Origin of the sequence: Myxococcus sp. CA005, assembly GCF_006518205.1 — a bacterium.
GTDB classification, from domain to species: domain Bacteria; phylum Myxococcota; class Myxococcia; order Myxococcales; family Myxococcaceae; genus Myxococcus; species Myxococcus xanthus.
On the sequence record NZ_SRLV01000037.1, the window covers coordinates 46,600 to 67,376 of the forward strand.

Annotated in this window: 17 protein-coding genes; 11 read left to right on the forward strand and 6 right to left on the reverse strand. The window is 69.5% G+C overall.

The genetic code is table 11. The features are described from left to right. Window positions 1-57: 57 nt before the first annotated feature. Window positions 58-651: a hypothetical protein gene (locus FMQ63_RS18125; RefSeq protein ID WP_011554198.1), complete on the reverse strand. Its 594-nt coding sequence runs from the start codon at window positions 649-651 to the stop codon at window positions 58-60. A gap of 32 nt (window positions 652-683) precedes the next feature. Between FMQ63_RS18125 and FMQ63_RS18130 the strand changes: the two genes are divergently transcribed. Further along, the gene (locus FMQ63_RS18130) at window positions 684-1,220 is read left to right on the forward strand and encodes a M48 family metallopeptidase (protein WP_011554197.1); all 537 of its coding nucleotides are present in this window, start codon (window positions 684-686) and stop codon (window positions 1,218-1,220) included. A 34-nt stretch (window positions 1,221-1,254) separates the two neighbouring features. On the opposite strand, the gene FMQ63_RS18135 is transcribed toward FMQ63_RS18130, so the two are convergent. Further along, complete coding sequence (locus FMQ63_RS18135; protein WP_225909313.1) at window positions 1,255-2,022, reverse strand: ATP-grasp domain-containing protein; 768 nt, start codon at window positions 2,020-2,022, stop codon at window positions 1,255-1,257. A gap of 158 nt (window positions 2,023-2,180) precedes the next feature. On the opposite strand from FMQ63_RS18135, the gene FMQ63_RS18140 reads away from it, so the two are divergent. Then, complete coding sequence (locus FMQ63_RS18140; RefSeq protein ID WP_011554195.1) at window positions 2,181-2,981, forward strand: 4'-phosphopantetheinyl transferase superfamily protein; 801 nt, start codon at window positions 2,181-2,183, stop codon at window positions 2,979-2,981. Between the two features lie 188 nt (window positions 2,982-3,169). On the opposite strand, the gene FMQ63_RS18145 is transcribed toward FMQ63_RS18140, so the two are convergent. Beyond that, window positions 3,170-5,575, reverse strand: coding sequence for an endonuclease MutS2 (locus FMQ63_RS18145; protein ID WP_011554193.1), 2,406 nt, complete (start codon window positions 5,573-5,575; stop codon window positions 3,170-3,172). A 75-nt stretch (window positions 5,576-5,650) separates the two neighbouring features. On the opposite strand from FMQ63_RS18145, the gene FMQ63_RS18150 reads away from it, so the two are divergent. The 8 genes from FMQ63_RS18150 (at window position 5,651) to FMQ63_RS18185 (ending at window position 12,343) form a co-directional block, all read left to right on the forward strand. Beyond that, the gene (locus FMQ63_RS18150) at window positions 5,651-6,379 is read left to right on the forward strand and encodes a tetratricopeptide repeat protein (protein ID WP_011554192.1); all 729 of its coding nucleotides are present in this window, start codon (window positions 5,651-5,653) and stop codon (window positions 6,377-6,379) included. A 68-nt stretch (window positions 6,380-6,447) separates the two neighbouring features. Then, window positions 6,448-7,764 (forward strand): adenylate/guanylate cyclase domain-containing protein, encoded by a 1,317-nt coding sequence (locus tag FMQ63_RS18155; RefSeq protein ID WP_026113895.1) that lies wholly within the window; start codon window positions 6,448-6,450, stop codon window positions 7,762-7,764. Then, a complete protein-coding gene (locus FMQ63_RS18160; protein WP_011554190.1) occupies window positions 7,764-8,984 on the forward strand; it encodes an exo-beta-N-acetylmuramidase NamZ domain-containing protein in 1,221 nt (406 codons plus the stop codon). Before FMQ63_RS18155 ends, FMQ63_RS18160 begins: the two co-directional genes overlap by 1 nt. Window positions 8,985-8,987: 3 nt before the next feature. Continuing rightward, window positions 8,988-9,659: a hypothetical protein gene (locus FMQ63_RS18165; RefSeq protein ID WP_011554189.1), complete on the forward strand. Its 672-nt coding sequence runs from the start codon at window positions 8,988-8,990 to the stop codon at window positions 9,657-9,659. A 1-nt stretch (window position 9,660) separates the two neighbouring features. Next, the gene (gene nadD / locus FMQ63_RS18170) at window positions 9,661-10,233 is read left to right on the forward strand and encodes a nicotinate (nicotinamide) nucleotide adenylyltransferase (protein ID WP_011554188.1); all 573 of its coding nucleotides are present in this window, start codon (window positions 9,661-9,663) and stop codon (window positions 10,231-10,233) included. Between the two features lie 105 nt (window positions 10,234-10,338). Further along, window positions 10,339-10,815, forward strand: a complete 477-nt coding sequence (locus FMQ63_RS18175) for a hypothetical protein (RefSeq protein ID WP_011554187.1) — start codon at window positions 10,339-10,341, stop codon at window positions 10,813-10,815. A gap of 20 nt (window positions 10,816-10,835) precedes the next feature. Further along, window positions 10,836-11,585 carry a hypothetical protein gene (locus tag FMQ63_RS18180; RefSeq protein ID WP_020478847.1) on the forward strand — a complete coding sequence of 250 codons (750 nt, stop codon included), beginning with the start codon at window positions 10,836-10,838 and terminating at the stop codon, window positions 11,583-11,585. Then, window positions 11,585-12,343 carry a hypothetical protein gene (locus FMQ63_RS18185; RefSeq protein ID WP_225909311.1) on the forward strand — a complete coding sequence of 253 codons (759 nt, stop codon included), beginning with the start codon at window positions 11,585-11,587 and terminating at the stop codon, window positions 12,341-12,343. The genes FMQ63_RS18180 and FMQ63_RS18185 overlap by 1 nt, the downstream gene beginning before the upstream one ends. A gap of 62 nt (window positions 12,344-12,405) precedes the next feature. Here the strand turns inward: FMQ63_RS18185 and FMQ63_RS18190 are convergent, their stop codons facing one another. Next, the gene (locus FMQ63_RS18190; protein WP_216608822.1) at window positions 12,406-15,810 is read right to left on the reverse strand and encodes a hypothetical protein; all 3,405 of its coding nucleotides are present in this window, start codon (window positions 15,808-15,810) and stop codon (window positions 12,406-12,408) included. A gap of 89 nt (window positions 15,811-15,899) precedes the next feature. Here FMQ63_RS18190 and FMQ63_RS18195 point away from each other — a divergent pair, with 89 nt between their 5' ends. Next, window positions 15,900-17,225 carry a hypothetical protein gene (locus FMQ63_RS18195; protein WP_020478845.1) on the forward strand — a complete coding sequence of 442 codons (1,326 nt, stop codon included), beginning with the start codon at window positions 15,900-15,902 and terminating at the stop codon, window positions 17,223-17,225. Here FMQ63_RS18195 and FMQ63_RS18200 read toward each other — a convergent pair. Next, entirely contained in the window at window positions 17,209-18,078 is an 870-nt protein-coding gene (locus tag FMQ63_RS18200) for a Rossmann-like and DUF2520 domain-containing protein (RefSeq protein ID WP_216608823.1), read from the reverse strand. The two genes, FMQ63_RS18195 and FMQ63_RS18200, sit on opposite strands and share 17 nt — an antisense overlap. After that, complete coding sequence (locus FMQ63_RS18205) at window positions 18,078-20,597, reverse strand: ATP-dependent Clp protease ATP-binding subunit (protein WP_011554181.1); 2,520 nt, start codon at window positions 20,595-20,597, stop codon at window positions 18,078-18,080. The genes FMQ63_RS18200 and FMQ63_RS18205 overlap by 1 nt, the downstream gene beginning before the upstream one ends. Between the last annotated feature and the right edge of the window lie 180 nt (window positions 20,598-20,777).

Sequence of the window (20,777 nt, forward strand, 5' to 3'; positions counted from 1 at the left end):
ATCGAGCGGCGCGGAGAAGCGACTCCGCGCCGCACGCCCCGGCAACCTACACGGGGTTCACGGAGGGCCGTTGCCCTGCCGCTTCGAGTTCAGCTCCACCGCGGTGGCGTAGATCTGCGCCCAGGAGCGGTACTTGAAGCGGTTCAGCGCGCCCTTCTGGTCGTTCGCGTAGTCGAACATGTCCTTGCGGAAGAGGGCGTCGGCGGCCTTGCGTGCATCCGGGCCGAGCGGCGTGCCCTTCTTGTCGAAGTAGCGCAGCAGGTCGTAGCCGTAGTCGTGCGTCTTGGCCGCGGGGTCGAACTCCTTGTCCGGGCCGATCTTCAGCGGGACGGAGGCGTAGCCCAGCGGGTCCTGCATCCGCTGACCGTGCGGCGTCTGGATGGCGTAGGGCTTGTAGCCGATGACCTTCTCGAAGTCCGCCGGAGGAGGGCGGGCGCCGGTCAGGTACTCCATCATCAGCTTGCCGTGGTCGCCCGCGGGCGCCGCACCCACCTTCGCCGTGCGCTGGAGCGCCGTCGTCGTGTTGCTGAACGAGTCCTTCTGGTGGATGGCCGCGGGAGCCGCGGCGGCGTTGGGCTTCTCCGCGGCGGGCGACTCCGAGGGGGAGTTCGCCGGGCGGCGGGCCGAGACGGGGGCGTTGCGAACGAGCATGATGAAGTCCGGGGGGAAAGCTTCCTCTCAGTTTGTCGCAGTTTGTAGACTTGAAGTTGCGTGGAAATGACCGACGCACCGCGTGGTGCCAGGAGAGCTCAGTGGGAACGGACCTTTATCGCGACGGAATGGCCCGGTTGGACGCAGGGGATGTGGGCGAAGCCCGCCGTCTGCTGGAAGAGGCGCTGCGCAAGTCCCCCGGAGACGTGGCGGTGATGCACGGATTGTCTCGCGTGTTGGATCTGGCGGGTGAGCGCGTACGCTCCGTGGAACTGCTGGAGCACGCCCATGCTCGGGCACCGTCGGAGCCGGGCCCGGCGCACGACCTGGCCATGGCACTGCTGGAGCGGGAAGAGGACGTACGGGCGGTACAGGTCCTCACGCCTGTGTTGGAGGCTCACCCCGAGGACACGCGGGCGCACCTCTTCATGGCCATGGCCCTGGCGAAGTCGGACGCCGCGCGTGCTCGCGTTCACACCGCGAAGGCCCTGTCGGACTCGGATCCCGACGTGAAGCTGCAGGCCCAGGCTCTGGACGACGTGCTCGCGGAGCACCAGCGCGTGTCCTGAGCCGCGACACGCGCGGAGCGATGCCCGGACCGAGCTACCAGGGCATTGCTTCGATGGCGTCCACCATCTTCGCGACGTCGTAGGCGTAGAATCCCGCCGCGTTGAGATTGTTGAGCTCCCCGACGTACAGGCCGCCGTCGTGCATGAAGACGTCCAGGACGTAGGCCCGGTCTGGCGTCCAGGTGTCGGCCATGGCCTGGGCGAAGTCGCGCACGTCGGGCTCGACCTCGGGAGACGACGCAACGCGGTCCCCGAGCTTGTACCGGCTGCCAGTGACGACACGTCCGTCGACGACGACCATGCGGTACTCACGCTGGATGTGTTTCAGCGGGCTGACGGCCACCCAGGTGTCGGCATCGACCGTGGCGCCTTCGCCCAATGCGAGGGCGCTCGCCCGCCACGCGTTGAAGTCGTCCCACGTGGTCACCATGCCGGAGAAGGACTTGTCGTCCAGGCAGGGGCGGATGAAGAAGGGGCCCTCCCTCGGTGGAACGTCCCCGAAGCGGTGGACCTGGGCATCGGCGTTGAGCAGGTGGTGGCCCAGTTTCTCGCGCCAGATCCGGAAGTCGAAGTTGTCGTTGAGGAACGCGCCCGGCGTCCAGCCTCTCCGCTTCGCGTAACGTGTCAGGCTGAGGGAGCCCATCACGATGACGGGCCCGTCGACGTCGACAGTCGGCTCGACACCGCCATCGAACGGGATGACCTTCACGACGGTGTGCGGAATCTCGCCGCGCCGCAGCACGCCCATCAGCGTGTGGAAGCCCGGCTCGTTGAACAGGTTGTGCTGGACGACCCAATGCATGGTGGCCTCGGAGAAAGGCGTCGGGACGTTCGCGGTGTGCGCCAACTGACGGCTTTCCGCGTGAGCCGGGTATCTGACGACACTGCCGTGATTTCACCCTGCGCCAGGGGCTCGGCTGTGATTGAGGTCCTGGGCGGGTTGACACAGAATCCAGCGCCATGACCGGCTCTGACCATCACGACCCGCTCGGACTGGAGTCCTCCGCGACGGTGTCGCTCGGCATGGTGCGCCACGGTGTGCCGGTGCCGGCGGTGCTCGCCTGTGTCCATCAGGAGTCCGCTGCGGCCATCAACGATGCGCAACTGGCACTGCTCCATCCGAATGAGCGGGTTCGACTGGAGGGCTTTCGCGCGGACTCGCGGCGGCTCGGGTTCTTCTTGGGGCGCTACGCAGCCAAACGCGCCCTCGGCGGGCTCGGCATCCAGGTACCGATGCACGCGGTCGAAATCGCGCCCGGCGTCTTCGAACATCCGGTGGTCAAGGGCGCGGGAGGGGATTCGCCCGTGGTCTCTCTCAGCCACGCGCGCTCGGTGGCGGCAGCGGTTGCGTGTGGGCCGGAGCACATCGTTGGCGTCGACGTCGAGCAGCTCTCTCCTGAACGGACGGACGTCTTCGAATCCGTGATGCCGCAGCGCGAACTGGCCATGGTCCGTCACGCGCCCGGCGGCGGCGAGCTGGCGGCGAACGTCATCTGGACCATGAAGGAAGCGCTCTCCAAGGCCCTGCGCTGCGGGCTCACCGCTCCGTTCGAGGTCTTGGAGGTCGACGCCTTCGAGGGGCATGTCGCGGGAGGCTACGGCTGCCTCTTCCGCAACTTCGCCCAGTATCGCGCCCGTGCCTGGGTGCTCGGCGGATACGTGCTCGCGGTGGTGTCGCCCAAGCACTCGCTGCTCCATGTCACACCGGCGGATCTGGAGCGCATCCGCCAGGTGTTTGGTCGCGACGTGTCTCGAAGCTAGGCCACCAGTTCCGTCGCCGCGCCTGACATGCGCTGGCGCCGATGCAGCTCCAATGCTTCAAGCTCCAACTCGTGGACACCGCGGCTCCGCTGGCAGTCGCGCGGGCTGGCCTGACAGACGAAGGGCCGGAGGCAGCCGTTTCCAGCCACCTCCGGCCCTGGATGCTTCAGTCCGTATCGCGGGTGCGGTCAGGCGCGCAGGGCGACCACGGTCACCCCGTCGCCGCCTTCGTGGCCTTCACCCGGCCGGTACATGCGGATGTACGGAGACGCGGCCAGGTAGTCACGGATGGCCTGCTTGAGCGCCCCCGTGCCATGGCCATGGATGACGAGCGCGGCGTCTTCTCCGCTGCGCATGCCGCGGTCCAGGAACGACTCCAGCTCCGCCAGCGCGTCGTCCGCGCGCATGCCGCGCACGTCGCAGCGGAAATGGGTGGCCTCCACCTCGGAGGGGGCCGCGGAGGCCGCGCGCTTGAGCGCCGCATCCTGCTTCTGCCGCTCTGGGAACTTCGCCTGCTGCGGCTTGCGCGTGCGCGCGCCCGACAGCTCCGTGATGGGCACGCGCATCTTCAGCGCGCCACCCGCGGACACCACCGCGTGGTTGTCCGCCAGCTCCAGGATTTCCACATCGCGGTTCAGCCCCGAGTGGTGCACCCAGGCGCCCACCTTCAGGTTGGCCGGGCCAGGTGCTTCCACCTGGAACAGCTCCGCCTTGGCGGCCTGGGCGCGCTTCAGCGCCTCATCCGCGCGCTGCTGGAGTTGCTGCCGGGCCTCGGCGAGGGCCTTCTCGTTCTGCTCGGCTCGAAGCTTCGTCAGCAGCTTCTGAACTTCCGCCGCCGCGTGCTCGCTCGCCGCGTGTACGTCGTCGTTGAACTGCATCATCCGGGCGCGGCGCTCGCGCTCGAAGGACTGCTTCTGCTTCTCCAGGTCGGCCCGGAGCGCCTCGGCCTCCTGGGCCGCCACGCGGGCGCGTTCCAGCTCCTCGTAGAGCTTGCGCCGTTCCTCCTCGGCCGCCGCCAGCGCCTTGGTGAGCGGACCGCCGGCACTGACGGACAGCTCCCGGGCGCGCTCGCACACGTTCTGGGGCAGGCCCACGCGCGCCGCCATCTCGATGGCCGACGACTGGCCCGCGGCGCCAATCTGGAGCCGGTAGGTGGGGGCCATGCGCTTCGAGTCGAAGCCCACGCGCGCGTTGAGGAAGCGCGGGTCCATGTGCGCCAGCGCCTTCAGCTCCTCCAGGTGCGTGGTGACGAGTACCACCACGCCCTTGGACATCAGCTCCTCCAGCACGGCGATGGCGATTGCCGCGCCCTCGCGCGGGTCGGTGTCCGCGGCGATTTCGTCGATGAGGACCAATGAGCCCTCGCCCACGGCGCCGATGATGTCTCGCAGCATCACCACGTGCGCGCTGAACGTGGACAGGCCCTGCTCCAGGTCCTGCGCGTCACCCACGGTGGAGTGGACGGAGCGGTACAGCGGCATCCGAGAGCCTTCGGCCACCGGAATCGGCAGGCCGGCGCGGAGCATCAGCGCGCAGAGGCCCACGCCCGTCAGCGTCACCGTCTTGCCGCCCGCGTTGGGGCCTGAGACGACCAGGGCCTTCGCATCGCCCGTGAGCGTCACGTCGTTGGCCACCACCTCGGCGCCCTTGAGCACCAGGCGCGGGTGGCGCAGCTGCCGCAGCTGCATTTCCGTGACGTTCTCGAAGGCCGGCATGCTGGCGCCCAGGTCCGCGGAGAGGATGGCCACGGATTCGGCCTCGTCCAGCTCCGCCACGGCGTCCAGGCCCTCCAGGATGCGCTCCGACTCCCGGCCGAGCTGGTCGCTCAGGGCCTGGAGCACCTTGCGCTCCTCCTCGGTCACCTCCGACTGGGCGATGGCGAGGTCGTTGCCCAGGCCCACCATGGCCTGAGGCTCCATGAAGAGCGTCTGGCCCGTCTGGCTGGCGTTGTGGACGATGCCGTCCACTTCCGAGCGGTAGTTGGCCACCACCGGCACCACGTAACGCCCGTTGCGGATCGTGTAGTAGTTCTCCCGCAGCTTGGGGAGGAAGGTCTCATCGTGGAGCATCTCCTCGAGCCGCGACTTGATGCGGCGATGGAGCCCACGTGCGCGGTCCCGGGCTTCGCGCAGCTCCGGGCTGGCACGGTCGGAGATCTCACCGTCCGGTTCGAAACACTGGTCGATGCGGCGAGCCAGCGGCTCCAGCGATGGCATCCGGCGGGCAATCTCCACCAGCCGGGGGACGCGGGCCCGGCGTTCGTCCAGTGCCTCGCGGGTGCGGACGAAGGCGAACAGGAGCTGCGCCGAGTCGATGAGCTGGCGGGGCTCCAGCATGCCGCCCTTGGCCGCATGGCCGATGGGCGTACGCAGGTCCGTCACGCCACCCAAGGGGAGGGAGAACTGCTCCTGGGACAACGAGCGGGTCTCGGCGACGAGCGCGAGGGCCTCCGCCACGGCCTCGGGGGTGGCCAGGAACGGCCGGGCGAGCACCCGCTCCCTGCCGGGCTCCGTCCGGCAGCGTTGCGCCAACGCGCGGAGCACATCCGCGAAGCCCAGGTCTTCCAGCGTTCTTTGCGATATCTGCACGGTCATGGGTTTCATGCGCGGCCGTTCGGCCGTCAAGAGGATCTATTGAGGCGCCCGGGTCGGCTCTGCTATCAGCCGCACATGAGGTGGGTCATCCTGGTGGCTTTGCTGGCGGGCGCGACTGACGCAGCGGAGCCTTCTGCCCTGACTCCGGCCTCGTCACGGACGGTGGTTTCGCTCCCGGAGGCCCTGGCCCTGGAAGCGGATGGGAATGATGTGGGCGCCCTGGCCGCGCTGGAGGCCCTGGTCCGGGCTCAACCCGCGTGGGAGCTGCCCCGGTTGGAGATGGCCCGGCTGCTGCTGAAGACGGGAGGCGCGCTGGAGCAGGCGGAGTCCCACCTGAACGCCGCGCTCCAGCAGGCTCCCAATAATCCCCGCGCCTGGTACCTGCGGGGTTTGTTGTGGGAGGAGCGGGATGACCGCCGGCAGGCCGTCCAGGCGTACGAGCAGGCCGTGCAACTGCGCGCCTCCTACGAGGAGGCCCGCTTCCGGCTCGGGACGCTCTGGCTGGACATGGGGGACCTGCTCAAGTCGGAGTTGCACCTGCGTTACCTGGCGCGGCTGAAGCCGGAGTGGGTGCAGGTGCGCCTCCAGCTGGCGGAGGTGCTGGAGAAGCAGGAGCGCCTGCTGGACGCGGAGAAGGAGCTGCTGGCGGCGCGAGGCTTCCAGCCGGCCAGTCCGCTGGTCCTCCGGCGGCTCGCCGACTTCTACACGCGCACGGGGCGGCCCCAGCTCGCGGAGCGGGTCCGCGCGGCGCTGGAAGCCCCTCCGAAGCGGCGAATGCGTGACCTCAAACCATCACGTCGCTGACAGCGAGCGGTCATTTGGTACGCAGTTGCGATTGCACCATCGACGGTGGCGCATACACTGCGCGGGCTTTGAAGACCGCCAACCTCGCCATCGTCTTCACCGACATCAAGGGCTTCACCGAGCGGACCAGCCGGCAGACGCTGGAGGAGAACCAGCGCCTGCTCCAGGTCCACGAGGCCCTGCTGGCGCCGCTGTTCAAGGCGTTTGGCGGGCGCATCGTCAAGTCCATCGGTGACGCGTACCTCGTCACCTTCGAATCGCCCACCCAGGCGGTGCTCAGCGGCATCGCCATCCAGGATCGGCTGTGGCACCACAACCGGACGGTGGAGGTGTCGGAGCAGATTCACGTCCGCGTGGCCATCAACGTAGGCGAGGTGCGGCTGGACGGGAACGACATCTTCGGCGAGCCCGTCAACATCGCCGCCCGGGTGGAGGGCATCGCCGAGGCGGGCGAGGTGTACTTCACCGAGGCCGTCTACCTGGCGATGAACAAGGCCGAGGTGCCTTCCAAGGAAGTGGGCGCCTACGAGCTGAAGGGCATCCCGGGGAAGATTCGCGTCTTCCACGTGCCCCGGGCGCCGTACCGCGTGGAGGCTCCCGCGCCCAGCGCCATCGCCGAGACGCCGGGCTCCGAATCGATGCCGCCCTTCGGGAACCTGGCCCTGTCCCGCGTGTCGGAGGCTTCGTCACCGGGGGCGCAGGTGGACCTGTCCGTGCTGGGGCAGCGGGCCGCTGCGGGCGCCGCGGTCATCAGCCAACGCGCGGCCGCGGGTGCCACGGTGCTGGGCCAGCAGGCCGCGGAGCTCGGGCGGCAGGCGCGCACGGTGGGCGGTTCGCTCTTTTCGCGCGGCATGGCGACGCTTCCGCCGCAGGTCCAGAAGCACCGCGCGCTGGTGGGCGTGGGCGCGGCCGTCGTGCTCGCGGGCGTCGCGATGCTGGCGTTCAGTGGCGACGAGACGGTGCGCGCCATCAAGGCGGTGGAGCGGGCGCCGGAGGAGGAGCGGACCGCGCTGGCCAAGGACGTCCGGACCCTCATCATGAAGGAGGAGGACTCCGGGCGGCGCAACTTCCTGCTGGGCCGTCTGACGGAAGCGACGGGCAAGCCCGATGACGCGCTGAAGGTCTACGCCACGGCCGTGAAGGCCGGCAGCCGCGCCGCGGAGGACCGCCTCATCGAGATGCTGTCGCATGCGCGATGCGACGTGCGCTCGGATGCCGCGTCCACGGTAGGCCGGCTCCAGTTGAAGCGGGCGGTGAGCGCCCTGGAGGACCTGAAGTCCGACGGTGGGCCCGATGACGGGGTGCGGACGGGCCTGTTCGGCATTTCCAAGTGCGACTCGAAGGTGGCCGCGGAAAGCGCGCTCAAGGGCTTCAAGGAGCGTTGATGTGCCGGCCCTCGAGGCTGGCTGAGGAAGGGAACGCCGTGACGAAGGTGAAGACGGGACTGGACGTGTGGGTGGAGCAGGGCTTCTCCGCGTTGAAGGGCAAGCGCGTGGGCGCCATCGTGAATCCCACCAGCGTGGATGCTCGCTTCCGCCACCTGGCGGACCTGCTGTCGGGCGCGGACGGCGTCACGCTGGCTGCGCTCTTCGGTCCGGAGCACGGCATCCGGGGTGAGGCGCAGTACATGGTCGCCGTGGACGAGGCGAAGGACCGCCGCACCGGCGTGCCGGTGTACAGCCTCTACGGCTCCACCTTCGAATCGCTGTCGCCCCGGCAGGAGTCACTCCAGGGGCTGGACGCGCTCGTCTTCGACATCCAGGACGTGGGCAGCCGCTACTACACCTACGTCTACACCATGGCGCTGGCCATGAAGGCCGCGGCGAAGGCCCGTGTGCCCTTCTACGTGCTGGACCGGCCGAACCCGCTCAACGGCGTGGCGATGGAAGGCAACCTGGTGGGGGAGGGCTTCCGCTCCTTCGTGGGCCTGTACGCGCTGCCCAACCGCCACGGCATGACGGCGGGGGAATTGGCCCGCCTCTTCAACGTCCAGGAGGGCTTCGGCTGCGAGCTGACGGTGGTGCCGTGCGAAGGCTGGCGCCGCGGCCAGTTCTGGTCGGAGACGGGGCTGCCCTTCATCTCGCCGTCGCCCAACATGCCCACCGCCGACACCGCGCTGGTGTACCCGGGCATGTGTCTGGGCGAGGGCACCAACGTCTCGGAGGGCCGTGGCACCTGCCGCCCCTTCGAGCAGTTCGGGGCGCCGTGGGTGGACACGGACCAGTTGCTGGCGCGGCTGGCGAAGGAGGAGCTGCCCGGGGTCGCCTTCCGGGCCGTGGGCTTCACGCCGACGTTCGACAAGTACACGGGGCAGTCCTGCAACGGCGCCTTCATCCACGTGACGGACCGGGAGGCCTTCCAGCCCCTGCGCACCGGCGTCGCCATCTTCCAGACGCTGCATGACATTGGCCCGGGCTCGTTCGATTGGCGCGCGGATGCCTACGAGTTCGTCGAGGACGTGCCGGCCTTCGACCTGCTCTGCGGGACGGACCAGGTGCGCCGAGGCATCGAAGCGGGGTGGCCGCTGGAGCGGTTGCTGGAGGGGTTCTCCGCTCAGACGGAAACGTTCGCACGTCACAGGACGTCCTACCTGCTATACGCTTGAGGCGTGATCGGCGTCTTCTCCGACAGCCATGGGGACCTCGAAGCCTTCGACGCGGCCTACGAGCTGCTGCGCTCCAAGGGGGCGCGGCGTTTTCTCTTCGTGGGCGCGCGCTACACGGACCTGGATGAATGGGTGCTGTGGCGGCGGCAGAAGAGCCGGGGCGGGCGTGAGTACTCGGACGCGGACTTCCTGGCGGACGTGACGAACTGGCTGGGCAGCCAGGACGCGCTGCCTCGCACGCCGTCACGCGCGGAGGCTCCGGCGGACGTGGCGTCGGAGGACGACCGCCGGCTCGTCATGGAGCGCTTCATCCGCGTGCCCGAGCGCGAATCGCTCCAGTACAGAGACCCCTCCATCAACAACAAGGTCATGGACCTGATGGGGGACACGCTGTGCTGCGTGGTGCACGACAAGAACGATTTGACGCGGGATGACCTGCTCAACGCGCTGCTCTTCGTCCACGGCAAGGAGCCGGAGCCCAAGGTGGTTCAGATTGGCCCGCGCTACTTCCTGACGCCGGGGCGACTGGTGGGCGCCGCCGAACAGACGTGCGCGCTCCTGGAGAAGGTGGACCGGAACCTGCGCTTCTCCGCGTTCCGCCTGGATGGGCACTCGATAGTGGAGCCCCAGGTCATCGTCCTGGAGAAGAAGTCCCCGAAGTTGTCCCTCAAGTGACGTGAGGCCCGCCGTGCAGGTCGCGCTCCTCGGAGGCTCGTTCAACCCGCCCCATGTGGGGCACCTCATGGCCGCCACGTACGTCCATGCTACCCAGGACGTGGACGAGGTGTGGCTGATGCCGTCCTGGCAGCACCCGTTCGGCAAGCAGATGGAGCCCTTCGAGCATCGCGTCGCCATGTGTGATGCGCTGTGCGCGGAGACATCGGGCTGGCTGAAGACAAGCCGGATCGAGCAGGAGCCGGGACTCTCCGGCCGCACGGTGGACACGCTGACCCTGCTGGTGGCGCGGCATCCGGACATCCGCTGGTCGATCATCATCGGCAGCGACATCCTGCGCGACCTTCCGCATTGGAAGGACTTCCACCGCATCGAGGAGCTGTCGCGGGTGATGGTGCTCAACCGCGCGGGGTACCCGGCGCCGAACACATTGGGGCCGCCGCTGGCGGAGGTGTCGTCGACGCTGATTCGCGACCTGCTCGCGCGCGGCGAGGCTCCGTCGGACCTGGTGCCCGCGCGCGCCATTGCCTATGCGCGCGAGCACGGTCTCTATGGCCTGAAGCGGACGCCGTAGCGCCGCCGTCCCCCGCTAAAGGGCTTCTATTCCGTTGATACCCTTGCGTAAAAACCAGGGCAGTTTGAAACTCGCGATGGCCGTTCTTTCCTGGAGAAACATCGCATGAATTCGAAGCTCGTGTTCGCTACCGTGGCCCTGCTGTCGACGTCTGCCTTCGCCGAGGAGGATCTCAAGCCCGCGCAGGAGGAGGCGAAGGCGTCGTTCGAGGAGAAGATCTCCGAGGCTTTGGCTGCCGCGAACGAGAAGTGTGGCACCAAGCTCACCGTCAAGACCGACTTCCAGAACTTCAAGCCGGAGGCCTGGGCGAACTCGAGCTATGGCTCCTACTGTGAGGCGGCCATCAATGGGATCACCAGCATGTGCGAGCGCCCGGCCTACAAGAAGGCGATCGCGAAGAAGGTGACCGGCGTGTCGTGCCTGTTCGGTGGCGTCAAGCCGCCCGAGAAGAAGGACGGCACCAACGACGCGACGCTGCGGAATCTCTCGCTCGACAAGGGCACGCTGACGTACCGCATGAGCGTGGACCACACGAACATCGAGGACAACTCCAAGGCGACCCTCGAGAAGGCGCTGAACTGAGCATGGCGCGGAGGATGGCGATGGTGCTCCTGCTGCTGTGGGCCCAGGGGGCCGTGGCGGCGGAGTCACTGGAGTCGTTGGCCCTCAAGGTCTATCGGGGCACCGACGGGCAGTCCATCGAGGTCGTGACGCTGGCGCCCCGGGAGGCGTCGGAGGTGGTGCTGCGGCTTCAGGGCACCGACTCCGCGCAGGATGGCCTCTCGGTGCGCGGCAAAGCCAGGGACACGGGGCGGGGTGTTGATTACGTCGTCCGTCATCGCGGCGCGGACTGGGTGCTGTTGTCCCAGCGCGCTGGCGATTACGAGGCCTTCGTTCCCGGGAAGCCATCCTTCCGCGTCAAGTTCAGCCAGGAGGCGACGGGCAAGGCGTCTGCCTCCGAAGTGCTTGCCGCGCACCTGCTGCAACGGGAGTCCGGGCGGATCGCGGCCTTCGAGAAGAAGGCCTGGCCCCACCTGGAGAAGAAGTACACCGCGCGCGCCGCCGAGGCCATGGCGGCGCTGCGCAAGGCGTGTGGCACGTCACCGACCTTCACGTTCGACTGGAAGACCTTCGACGATGCGGTGATGGCGGAGCTGGACGTCTGGGCGGCGTGTGCGCCGCTCGCGACGCGGGCCCGGGCTCGCTGTGTCGCCGTGAAGGATGTCACGGTCCTCACCTGTCGCTTCGGGCCTGCGCTCGCGTTCGAGCGGGGTGCCGACGCGCTCATCTTCACCACCACTCAAGGGGGCGCGGCCGAGGGGCCCGCGTTCCTGGACGCGAGGCTCAAGTGATGCGTCGACTGCCCATGGTGCTGGCGTACCTCCTGGCGGCGCCGGTGCTGGCTCGCCCGGCCGCGACGCTCGAAGACCTCCGGGCGCTGGCCGTGCAGAAGTCCTGGGCGGAGCTGCTGGAGCGCGCGGAGGAGGTTCCTCCCGCCACGCGCTCCGACACATGGCGTGCGCTCGTGACGGAAGCGGCGACGGCCGAAGTCGAATCGGCCACGGCTGCGGACGACAAGGACCCGTTCGCCACCGCCCGGAAGGCGCGCGCTCTGGGGCAGCGGTATGCCTTCCTCGCCAAGGCACCCGGCTTCTCCTCGGCGCGCGATGCGCGAGGATTGAAGGACCTGGAGCGTTGCCTCGAACTCGAGCGGAGTGGCTGCATCGACACGTACCGGGAGCTGACGGTGGACGCGAGCGCTGAGACGACGCTCCAGGCCGCGCGGCTCGTGAAGAGGGGCCACTTCGCCTACGTCGCGATGCCGCTCTTCGCCTCGGCGGTGCGGGGCGGGAAGGAGGCTGGCGCCTGCAAGGACGAGGCGCTCGCGGAGGCAGTGCTGGCCGCACTGGACCTGCCCGCGACGGATGCCCGCGCGGGTGATGCGAGGAAGGTGGCGTTCGAGTGGTGCTGGTCGGCGCTCGGCGCGAGACTCAAGAGTGCGACGGTGGGCGCCTCGTCCTACTTCCTGGCCAACACCTGCCAGCCCATGCGGGCGCGGAAGGCGCTGACGGAGCTGCAGAACGACCTCTGCAAGGACGAGGGGTTGTAAGCGACATGCGCGTGCTCAACCGAGGTTCGTGATTCGCGAGCAGGTTGAGGGGCAGGCCCGAGTCAGAGTCCGAAGCCGACGAGGTGCAGGTGGTCCAGGCCCCGCTCGAAGCGGTAGGCATATTGGTAATAGAGGGACACCGGAATCGCCTGCCCGAAGGTGAGGTGCAGTGACGCCGAGGCCCCCACGGCCGCGTGGTTGGCGCGGTTGTCGGTGCGGGCCAGCGAGCCGAAGGCCTCGACGCCGACGTCGCGCACGAAGAGGGACGGGAAGAGCCACAGCGTGGAGGCCCATCCGTAGTCGATGGGGACCCGGTACTGGTACGTCGCGGAGCCGATGAGCGCGTCGCGCGCGCGAATCTCCAGGTCCTCGTAGCCGCGCAGGTACTCACTGAAGGCGATGCCCGGCTGCAACTGCAGGGGCAGCGGGGCGGTCTGCTGGCTCTCGCGGTTGGTGTACCAGATTTGCCCCGCTCTCAGGCCGCCGACCTGGAGCAGCCCGGACGGCGCGCCGGGGAGGAAGCGCCCCACTGCGGTGAGGCGGAGGTTGTCGCGCCCCGTGAAGGGAAGGCCCCCCGTGAAGGCGTCGAGTCCCAGGCGCACATCGCCCATGGTGGAGTCCCGGAGGAATGCGCCGGGGTACACACCCGCGACCGCTGTCATGCCCAGGCCGCGCTGGGTGCTGCCGTAGGACGTGGCGTCACCCGCGAAGTACGACACGGAGACCTCCGGGCCGACGATGCGCGTCAGCATGCGCGGGAAGCGGTCCGTGGCGTCGTACTCGCGGCGCAGCGCCAGCACGCCGAAGGTCACCGGCGTCGTCCAGAACGAGCGCGAGGCGAAGGCCGTGGCCTGGAGATCTGTGCGCTGATTCTGGCGGATGTACGCGCCCGACACCTGGATGTACCAGGGCGCGAGTTGCGCGTTGCCGTAGGCCAGCGAGAGGCTGGGGGCGTCTTCTCGCGTGTCGAAGGAGAGCAGCAGCGAGTACGCGTGGAAGCCGAGCCGGTCCTGTCCCGCCAGGGCCAACCCGCCCATCGTGTACGTGTCGTCCGTGTTGTCGGGGTCGGCTCCCGCGAGCAGGTAGGGCACGCGGAGCTCGGGGATGAACAAGCGCTCCAGCGGCGAGTAGGGCTCGTCCGAGAGAATCTGGAGCTCCATGCCCGGGTCAGGCGGGGCTTCGACAGGACCGTCGAGAGCCGTGAGCGCCGTGGGCGCGTCTTCGGCCGCGGGAGATGGGGACGGCGGTGCGGTGTCCTCGGTAGCAGGCTGCTCCGACTGAGGGGCCAGCGGTGGAGGTACTGCGCCCTCGGCGGTATTGGCGGGCGACTCCTCGGAGGGCGGCGCTCCGTGGTCCGGCGCGGCCCCTGGCGGAGGTGACGCCTCATCGCTGGTGGACGGCTGTCCGGATAGCGGTGCTCCATGGCCCGGCGCGGTCTCTGACGGTGAGGGCGGTTGCGCCGCATCGGGCTGGACCGGAGCGCCGGGCATGGGGAACGCGGCGAACTCGGACTCGGAAGGTGCGGCCGTGGGCGTCTGCTCCGATTCCGATGCTGGAGTCTCCGTGCGCACTTCGGGGAGCCGGGGCGCTCCGGGTTCGGTCTCGGGAGACGGAGCCGAAGGGTGGGGCGCCTGCGCCAGCACCGCGTGCCCTGCCACCTCCACGCGCGCCGTGCCAGCGTCAGCCTCCGTCGGCGCAATGGGCACCAGTGGGGCGCGGTCGATGGTGAAGTTCAGACCGTCCCGGTTGAGGAACACCACTTCCTCGGTCCCCACGGGATGAACGTCCATCACCAGGTGCGGCGCGTCCGTGATGCGAACCACTTCCCGCGTCGCCACCGTGAGGACGTGGGCCTGGAGTCGCCCCTCATGTTCCCGGAGGAACACGAGGCGTTCATCATCCATCCACCTGGGCGAGTAGTTGAAGCGGCCATCGCGCGTCAGCCACCGAAGGCGTCCATCCGCTTCCCGCAGGACCAGGTCCCAACCCGCGTCCCCTGAGAGGGGGAAGACGACCCGCTCGCCATCCGGAGCGACCGCGGGCGGCCCCACGGAGGTGCTGGCGCCGAAGTCGGTGAGGGCCTTCCGGGTGTCCGTCTCCAAATCCAGCCGCACCACGTTGGCCGAATCCCCATCGACGCGGACGTAGACGTAGGCCGTCCCATCCGGCGTGATGCTGCCACCCATCCCCATCACGTCGTCCCAGAGCCGAACGACGTCACCCGTGCGCGCATCCACCTTCCACAGCTTCGCCGTGTAGCCCCCTTCCGTGTTCAGGTCGGCCATCACCAGGTACAGCCACGCGCCATCGCGGCTGAACGACATGCCGCTGACCAGCGTCGGGGAGCCCAGCACCCAGCGGCGCCCGGGCAGCAGCTCCACCAGCGGCCGTTCGAAACGCACGCGGCCATCCGGCTCCAGCACCGTCAACCGCGTGTAGCGCTCCCGGCCCACGCCCACCGTCGCGGTGACCCGGCTGGCCGCGTGCGAGGCCAATCGGGAGAAGTATCCCGCGTCGGGCACCCACGTTCGCTGCGCCGAGGGCCGCTCGCGCACCTGCAGGTTCTCTCGCAGCGACTGCGTGTACTCCGCGAACAGCGAGCCGATGTCCCGCCCGTACACGCGCTTGAAGCGCAGGGTCACCGCCAGCGGCGGCACCAGGGAGCCGCCCTGTTCATCCACCAGCTTCCACAGCTTCGACTCCCCGTAGCGGTTCGCGAGGTACTCCACGAAGTGCATGCCGGTGATGTAGTTGCCGCCGAACGGGTCCAGCGCGCGCTGCTCGGGGGACAGGTAGCCGGGGTTCAGCCGTCCTCCGGTGGCCTGCACCACGGAGTCGTACCAGCCGCGCCAGATGGGGCTGTGGGGCCGTCCCGCGTCCTTTTCGAACTGCCCTTCGTAGTAGGTGGCCAGTCCTTCCAGGAACCACGACTCCGTATAGGAGTTGGGCTGGAACAGGCCCCCGGTGACGAGGTTGAGGAAACCCCAGACCCCGTCCGTCTGCTGGAGCTGCACGTAGTGGACGGCCTCGTGGCAGGCCACGTCGCCGACGTCCACCTCGCCCAGGTTGAACAGGTGGAACAGCTCCAGCGTCAGGTGGGAAGGCATCACCATCTGCTGCGGCGTGCTGGCGTAGTCCGGGACCACGTAGGCGTTGTTGAAGTTGGAGCTCGTCAGGTAGACGAGCACCCGGTCCCGCTTCTTCTTCCGCCACGTCTGCTCCTGGAGGCGGGCCACGCAGCCCTCCAGCCGCGACGCCATGCGCAGGGCCGCGCCCCGGAGCTGGGCGGGGTAGTAGAGCTCCAGGGACTCCGTGGTGAGCTTGCGCATCTCGTCCCGAGCGAACGAGGCCTGGATGTTCTGGGGGAAACGGGGTGTGACGAAGGCACACCCGCCGTTTGTCAGCAGGAAACAGGTGGCGAGGACAGCCCAGCGAAGCCACCAGCGGGAAGCGGGCATGCAGGCCATCCTACAGGCCACAAATCGTAGCCACGACCGCGAATTTCACGGTAAGGGATGGCCCCGTCGCCTTCCTATTTCCGAGTCTGGATTCCGCCATGTCCGAACCCGCCACCCAGGCGCATCCCGTTCCGCAGCACGTTCACAATGCCCAGATGCAGGTCGCCGCTGCCCTGGAGCAGGCCACCGGCAAGCCAGTCGATCTGCTCAAGGCTCCCTGGGTGGAGATTGAACCCGCCATCGCGCAGCTGACGGGCGGCCAGTTCCAGGTGAACAAGCCGGAGCACCAGACGCTCGCGCTGGGCCTGGCGGGGGCGTTCGCCCTGCGGCTCATCCAGGAGCACCAGGCCTTCTGGTTCCCCAACCGGGACTCGCCGGAGGGCGCCACGCTGGGCTTCCCGGAGGCCATCATCATGCTGTCGCCGTTCGGCGCGGTGATGGATTCGCTGGGGCAGGGCAAGCTGGCCCGCCTGGAAGACCTGGCTGCGGACATCCGCCGTTCGCTGGGGCAGGCCCGCTTTGGCGGCAGCCCGGCGCAGGCCCTGGGAGGCCAGGCGCCCAAGCTGACGCCGGTGGACTACCAGCGCCTCTTCGACCCCGGGTTCCTCCAGTTCGTCGTCCTGGACCCGAAGAAGGCCGCCACGGCCCTGGAGACGAAGCCGGACGGGCTCGCTCGGGACGTGCGCAACGCGCTGGGCCGCACCCAGCCGCCGCTGCCGCCCGAGGCGCGCCAGCAGTTCGAGGGGCAGATCGTGCAGTCCCTCCAGCGCCTGGACACCACCAAGTCGCTCATCGACCAGGCCGAGCGCGCGCCGCGTCTGGCGGAGTTGATGGCGCACCTGTTCGGCACCATCGGTGGGACAGGCTCGGCGCCCGAGGACTTCTGGCACGACCTGGTGCTGCCGCTGCTGTTCATCGGCACCCCGGCCAGCTTCCCGCCGCTGGACGAGGAGGAGCTGGAGATGTTCCGCCAGGGCGCGGACCCGCTGCCGCTCTTCGTGGACCTGGTGCCGCACGCGCACAAGGCCCCCGACGAGGGCCTGCTGGGCGCGTTCGAGATGAGTGACATCGGACTGGTGCACCCGGGCTTCGGCCGGGTGGGCGCGCTTCGCCTCATCCGCATCAACGCCTCGCGCATCCAGCCGCTGCTGGAGCAGTTCGACCCCGCGAAGACGGCGGAGACGCTCCAGCGCTTCTCGGAGTACGTGGCGAAGGCGGCCGGCAAGCCCGCCACCGAGTCGCCGCAGGGCAAGGAGATGCTGCAGGCCGCGCTGACGCTGCTCTCCGACCTGAAGCGCTCCGTGACGCAGGTTCAGGGCGGCGAGCTGTCCCTGCGCCGGCTCACCGAGGCCGAGGCCGCGTCCGAACAGGCCCTGGCCGTGGTGCGCAAGGCCCTGCAGGGTTCCATCATCCTGACGGCTTGAGCAGCCGTTCCAGCGCGGCGCGCGACGTGGGCTCCAGCCGGTCTCCGGCCAGCCCCAGCGCGCGCCGCGACAGCAGCCGATAGAGGGGCGCGACGTCCGCGGGGAGCGCCTCCAGGTGCGCCGCCACCACGCCGGAGTCTCCGCGGACGATGGGCCCGGTGAGGCCCCCCGCGAGACCCCGGGTCTCCAAGCCCCTCAGTGCCGAATGCATCAGCGGCAACAGGGCCGCCAGTGCGTCCGTTGGCGGGATTCCCGCTGCGCCCAGGGCCGCCACCGCCGCATCCGCCAGCGACACCAGGCCTCCAGCGCTCAGCACCGCGCCCGCGTGGTAGGCTGCGCGGTGGGCTTCTGGCACCTCGATGACGCGGAGCCCCGCGTCCGCCGCCATGTGTCGCAGTACCTCCCGCAGCGTGCGTGACGGGGTGCTCACCGCCACGGTGCTGCCCACCAGCGAGTCACGTGGCGAGGAGACAGCGCAGAGCGGATGGAACGAGCCGCGACTCCGGCCCTTGGCCGTGCCCAGCGCATCGAGCGAGAGCGCGCCCGCCGTGTGCACCAGCGCGGCCGTGCGGGGGAGGGTGGTGGACAGCGCCTGTGCGACGGCGGGTACCGCCGCGTCCGGAACACATAGGAGGATGACGCGGGCCCGCTTCAGGTCCGCGGGAGCGGCCGTCTTCAAGCCGAGCGCTTCCGCGCGCTCGCGGCCTTCATCCGTGCGGGAGTGGATGCGCACGGGCCAGCGCTTCGCCTGGAGCGCCAGCCCGAGGGCGCCCCCCAGGCGGCCCATCCCGACAATCACGACGGGTGGGCGCCGTTTCGAAGGCCCTGCGCGGGGGCGGGGGCTGGGGCTCATCACTCGCGCTGGAACTGGAGCTGTCCGGAGTTCACCGCGATGCGCACGCGGTCGCCCGTGACGAACTCGCCCGACAGGATGCGCTCCGCGAGGGGGCCCTCCACCAGCCGCTGCACCATCTGTCGCATGGGGCGCGCGCCCAGTTGCGGGTCGAAGCCGCCGGACTTCAGCAGGTGGCCGACCACGTCGTCGCCCGCCACGTATTCAATGCCGCGTTCGGTGGTCAGGCGCTTGCTGCTCTCCTCCAGCAGCAGCGTGGCGATGCGTGCCACCTCCACCTCCGCCAGGGGACGGAAGGGGAGCCGTTCGTCGATGCGGTTCCACAGCTCCGGCGGCAGCGCCTTGCGCGCCACCGAAGATGCCATGTCCATGGCGTCCCCGGGGCCCGCGGAGTCCGCGCCGAAGCCCACCGGGCGGCCGGTGCGGGAGAAGGCCTCCGCACCCAGGTTCGTCGTCATGACGATGACGGTGTTGGAGAAGTCGATGTGGCGCCCCTTGCCGTCCGTCAGGCGGCCTTCCTCCAGGACCTGGAGGAGGAGCATCTGCACCTCGCGGTGCGCCTTCTCGATTTCGTCCAGCACCACCACCGACGAGGGCCGGCGGCGCACGGGCTCCGTGAGCTGTCCGCCCTCACCGAAGCCCACGTAGCCGGCGGGCGAGCCGATGAGGCGCGAGACGCCGTGCTGTTCGGACATCTCGCTCATGTCCAGGCGCACCAGCGAGTCGCGGCTGCCGAACAGCACGTCCGCCAGCGCGCGGGCCATCTCCGTCTTGCCCACGCCCGTGGGGCCCAGGAAGAGGAAGCTGCCCATGGGGCGGCGCGACGCGAAGCCCGCGTAGTTGCGGCGGATGACCCGGGCGATGCGCGTGACTGCCTCCGAGTGCCCGATGACGCGCTCCGCCAGGTCCTGCTCCAGCCGGAGCAGACGCGACGAGTCGTTCATCAGCAGGCGCTCCTCGGGGACGCCCGCGAGCTTGGCCACCACGCGCGCCACGTCGGCGGGCTCCACCACGTCGCGGCCCTCGCGGTGGCAGCGGCTGCCCGCCAGGTCCACCACGGAGATGGCCTTGTCCGGCATGAAGCGGTCCGTCACGTAGCGGCTGGCCAGGGACGTCGCGGCCTCCAGCGCCTCGGGCGTGTAGCGCAGCCCGTGGTGCTCCTCGTAGCGGCCGATGATGCCGCGGAGGATCTCCACCGTCTCCGGTACGGAGGGCTCGTTGACCACCACGGGGGTGAAGCGGCGCTCCAGGGCCGGGTCGGTGCTGATGAACTTGCGGTACTCGTCGTGCGTGGTGGCGCCGATGCAGGGGAACTCACCGCGCGCCATGGCCGTCTTCAGCTCGTTGGCCGCGTCCTGCGGACCGTCACCCGTGGAGCCCGCGCCCACCAGCGTGTGGATTTCGTCGATGAAGACCACCACGCGGCCCTCGGCGCGGCGGACCTCTTCCTTCAGCGCGTTGAGCTTCTCGGAGAACGAGCCGCGCAGCTGCGTGCCGGCCACCAGCGTGGCCATGTCCAGCTCCACCAGCACCTTCTCCGACAGCGACCCACGCAGCTCGAGCAGGCGCTGCGCCACGCCCTCCACCACCGCCGTCTTGCCCACGCCAGGCTCGCCCAGCAGGCAGGGGTTGTTGGTGCGCCGCTTGCCCAGGATGTCGATGACCTCCTCGACCTCGCGCGCGCGGCCCACCACCGGGTCCAGGCGGCCCTCGTGGGCGGCCTGGCTCAGGTTTCGGCCCAGCGAGGTGAGCAGGGGGTAGGCCTTGGCGTCGAGCACGGGCGACGCGGCGGCGGACTGCGCCTGCCGGCCCGCGGGTGCGGGGGCGGCCTTGGAGGTCGGGGCAGGGGACGGCGCGGCGCGTGCCACGGGCTCGGGCGGCGGCGCCTCCGGCTCCTCGTCCACATCGATGAGATCGCGCGGCGACAGCGCGGGCGTGCTGTAGCGCGGCGGCGGTGGCGGCGCGGTGAAGGGCGGGGGCGACGACGGCGGGGCGCCAGGCCGGGAGCGCGGCAGGCTCAGCGTGATGGCGGAGGCCGGAAGGGGAGACGGCGGCGCGCCCAGGGGGCGGCTCGCGGGCCGGGGCCCCAGGGTCTGTGACCGGCCCAGTTGGAGGCGGCGCGGCATGTGACCACTGGTGAAATAGGACATCGCCATGCGCATGAGGCCGCCCAGGTCCAGCCCGGCCTGCAGCAGCAGCTCCTGGGCCGCGCAGCGCACCCGGGCCACGGCGATGAGCAGGTGGAGGCAGTCCGCCTCCTGGGAGCCCACATTGGAGGCGATCTCCCGGGTCTTCTCGCGCAGCTCCCGGAGCAGGCTGTCCGGCTCCGCGGGAGCGGCCGTCAGCAGCTGGAGGATGGCGTCCTCGTCCACGCCTCGCTCCTTGAGCAGCAGCTGTGCACGGTTCTCCACCGTGAAGAGCGCCAGGAGCACGTGGGCGGAGGTGACCCTCTGAACCACGCTCTGTGCGATGTCATTCGCTTCGTGGAGGACCTGCGCGAGGTCCGTGCTATCGACCATTCGAACTCCGGCAAGCGACCAGACGAGCGCAATACACCCTCTTGGGGCGTCCGGCAAAATTTCCGCTACAGGCCGCTACATGTGCCGTAAAGCCCTGGAGTAGAAAGCGTCCGCCAGCGGAATTTGGCTGGCTGCCTGCCTGTTCGGCGTCTTTCTTCGGCTGGCCAGGCAATTGCCTGA

What these genes read in the sequence shown, in the direction of transcription:
- FMQ63_RS18145 (WP_011554193.1), bottom strand. Translation starts at nt 5,575, where the DNA reads ATGACCGTGCAGATATCGCAAAGAACGCTGGAAGACCTGGGCTTCGCG.
- FMQ63_RS18205 (WP_011554181.1), bottom strand. Translation starts at nt 20,597, where the DNA reads ATGGTCGATAGCACGGACCTCGCGCAGGTCCTCCACGAAGCGAATGAC.
- FMQ63_RS18195 (WP_020478845.1), top strand. Translation starts at nt 15,900, where the DNA reads ATGTCCGAACCCGCCACCCAGGCGCATCCCGTTCCGCAGCACGTTCAC.
- FMQ63_RS18140 (WP_011554195.1), top strand. Translation starts at nt 2,181, where the DNA reads ATGACCGGCTCTGACCATCACGACCCGCTCGGACTGGAGTCCTCCGCG.
- FMQ63_RS18190 (WP_216608822.1), bottom strand. Translation starts at nt 15,810, where the DNA reads ATGGCCTGCATGCCCGCTTCCCGCTGGTGGCTTCGCTGGGCTGTCCTC.
- FMQ63_RS18150 (WP_011554192.1), top strand. Translation starts at nt 5,651, where the DNA reads ATGAGGTGGGTCATCCTGGTGGCTTTGCTGGCGGGCGCGACTGACGCA.
- FMQ63_RS18160 (WP_011554190.1), top strand. Translation starts at nt 7,764, where the DNA reads ATGTGCCGGCCCTCGAGGCTGGCTGAGGAAGGGAACGCCGTGACGAAG.
- FMQ63_RS18135 (WP_225909313.1), bottom strand. Translation starts at nt 2,022, where the DNA reads ATGCATTGGGTCGTCCAGCACAACCTGTTCAACGAGCCGGGCTTCCAC.
- FMQ63_RS18200 (WP_216608823.1), bottom strand. Translation starts at nt 18,078, where the DNA reads ATGAGCCCCAGCCCCCGCCCCCGCGCAGGGCCTTCGAAACGGCGCCCA.
- FMQ63_RS18185 (WP_225909311.1), top strand. Translation starts at nt 11,585, where the DNA reads ATGCGTCGACTGCCCATGGTGCTGGCGTACCTCCTGGCGGCGCCGGTG.
- FMQ63_RS18180 (WP_020478847.1), top strand. Translation starts at nt 10,836, where the DNA reads ATGGTGCTCCTGCTGCTGTGGGCCCAGGGGGCCGTGGCGGCGGAGTCA.
- FMQ63_RS18125 (WP_011554198.1), bottom strand. Translation starts at nt 651, where the DNA reads ATGCTCGTTCGCAACGCCCCCGTCTCGGCCCGCCGCCCGGCGAACTCC.
- FMQ63_RS18175 (WP_011554187.1), top strand. Translation starts at nt 10,339, where the DNA reads ATGAATTCGAAGCTCGTGTTCGCTACCGTGGCCCTGCTGTCGACGTCT.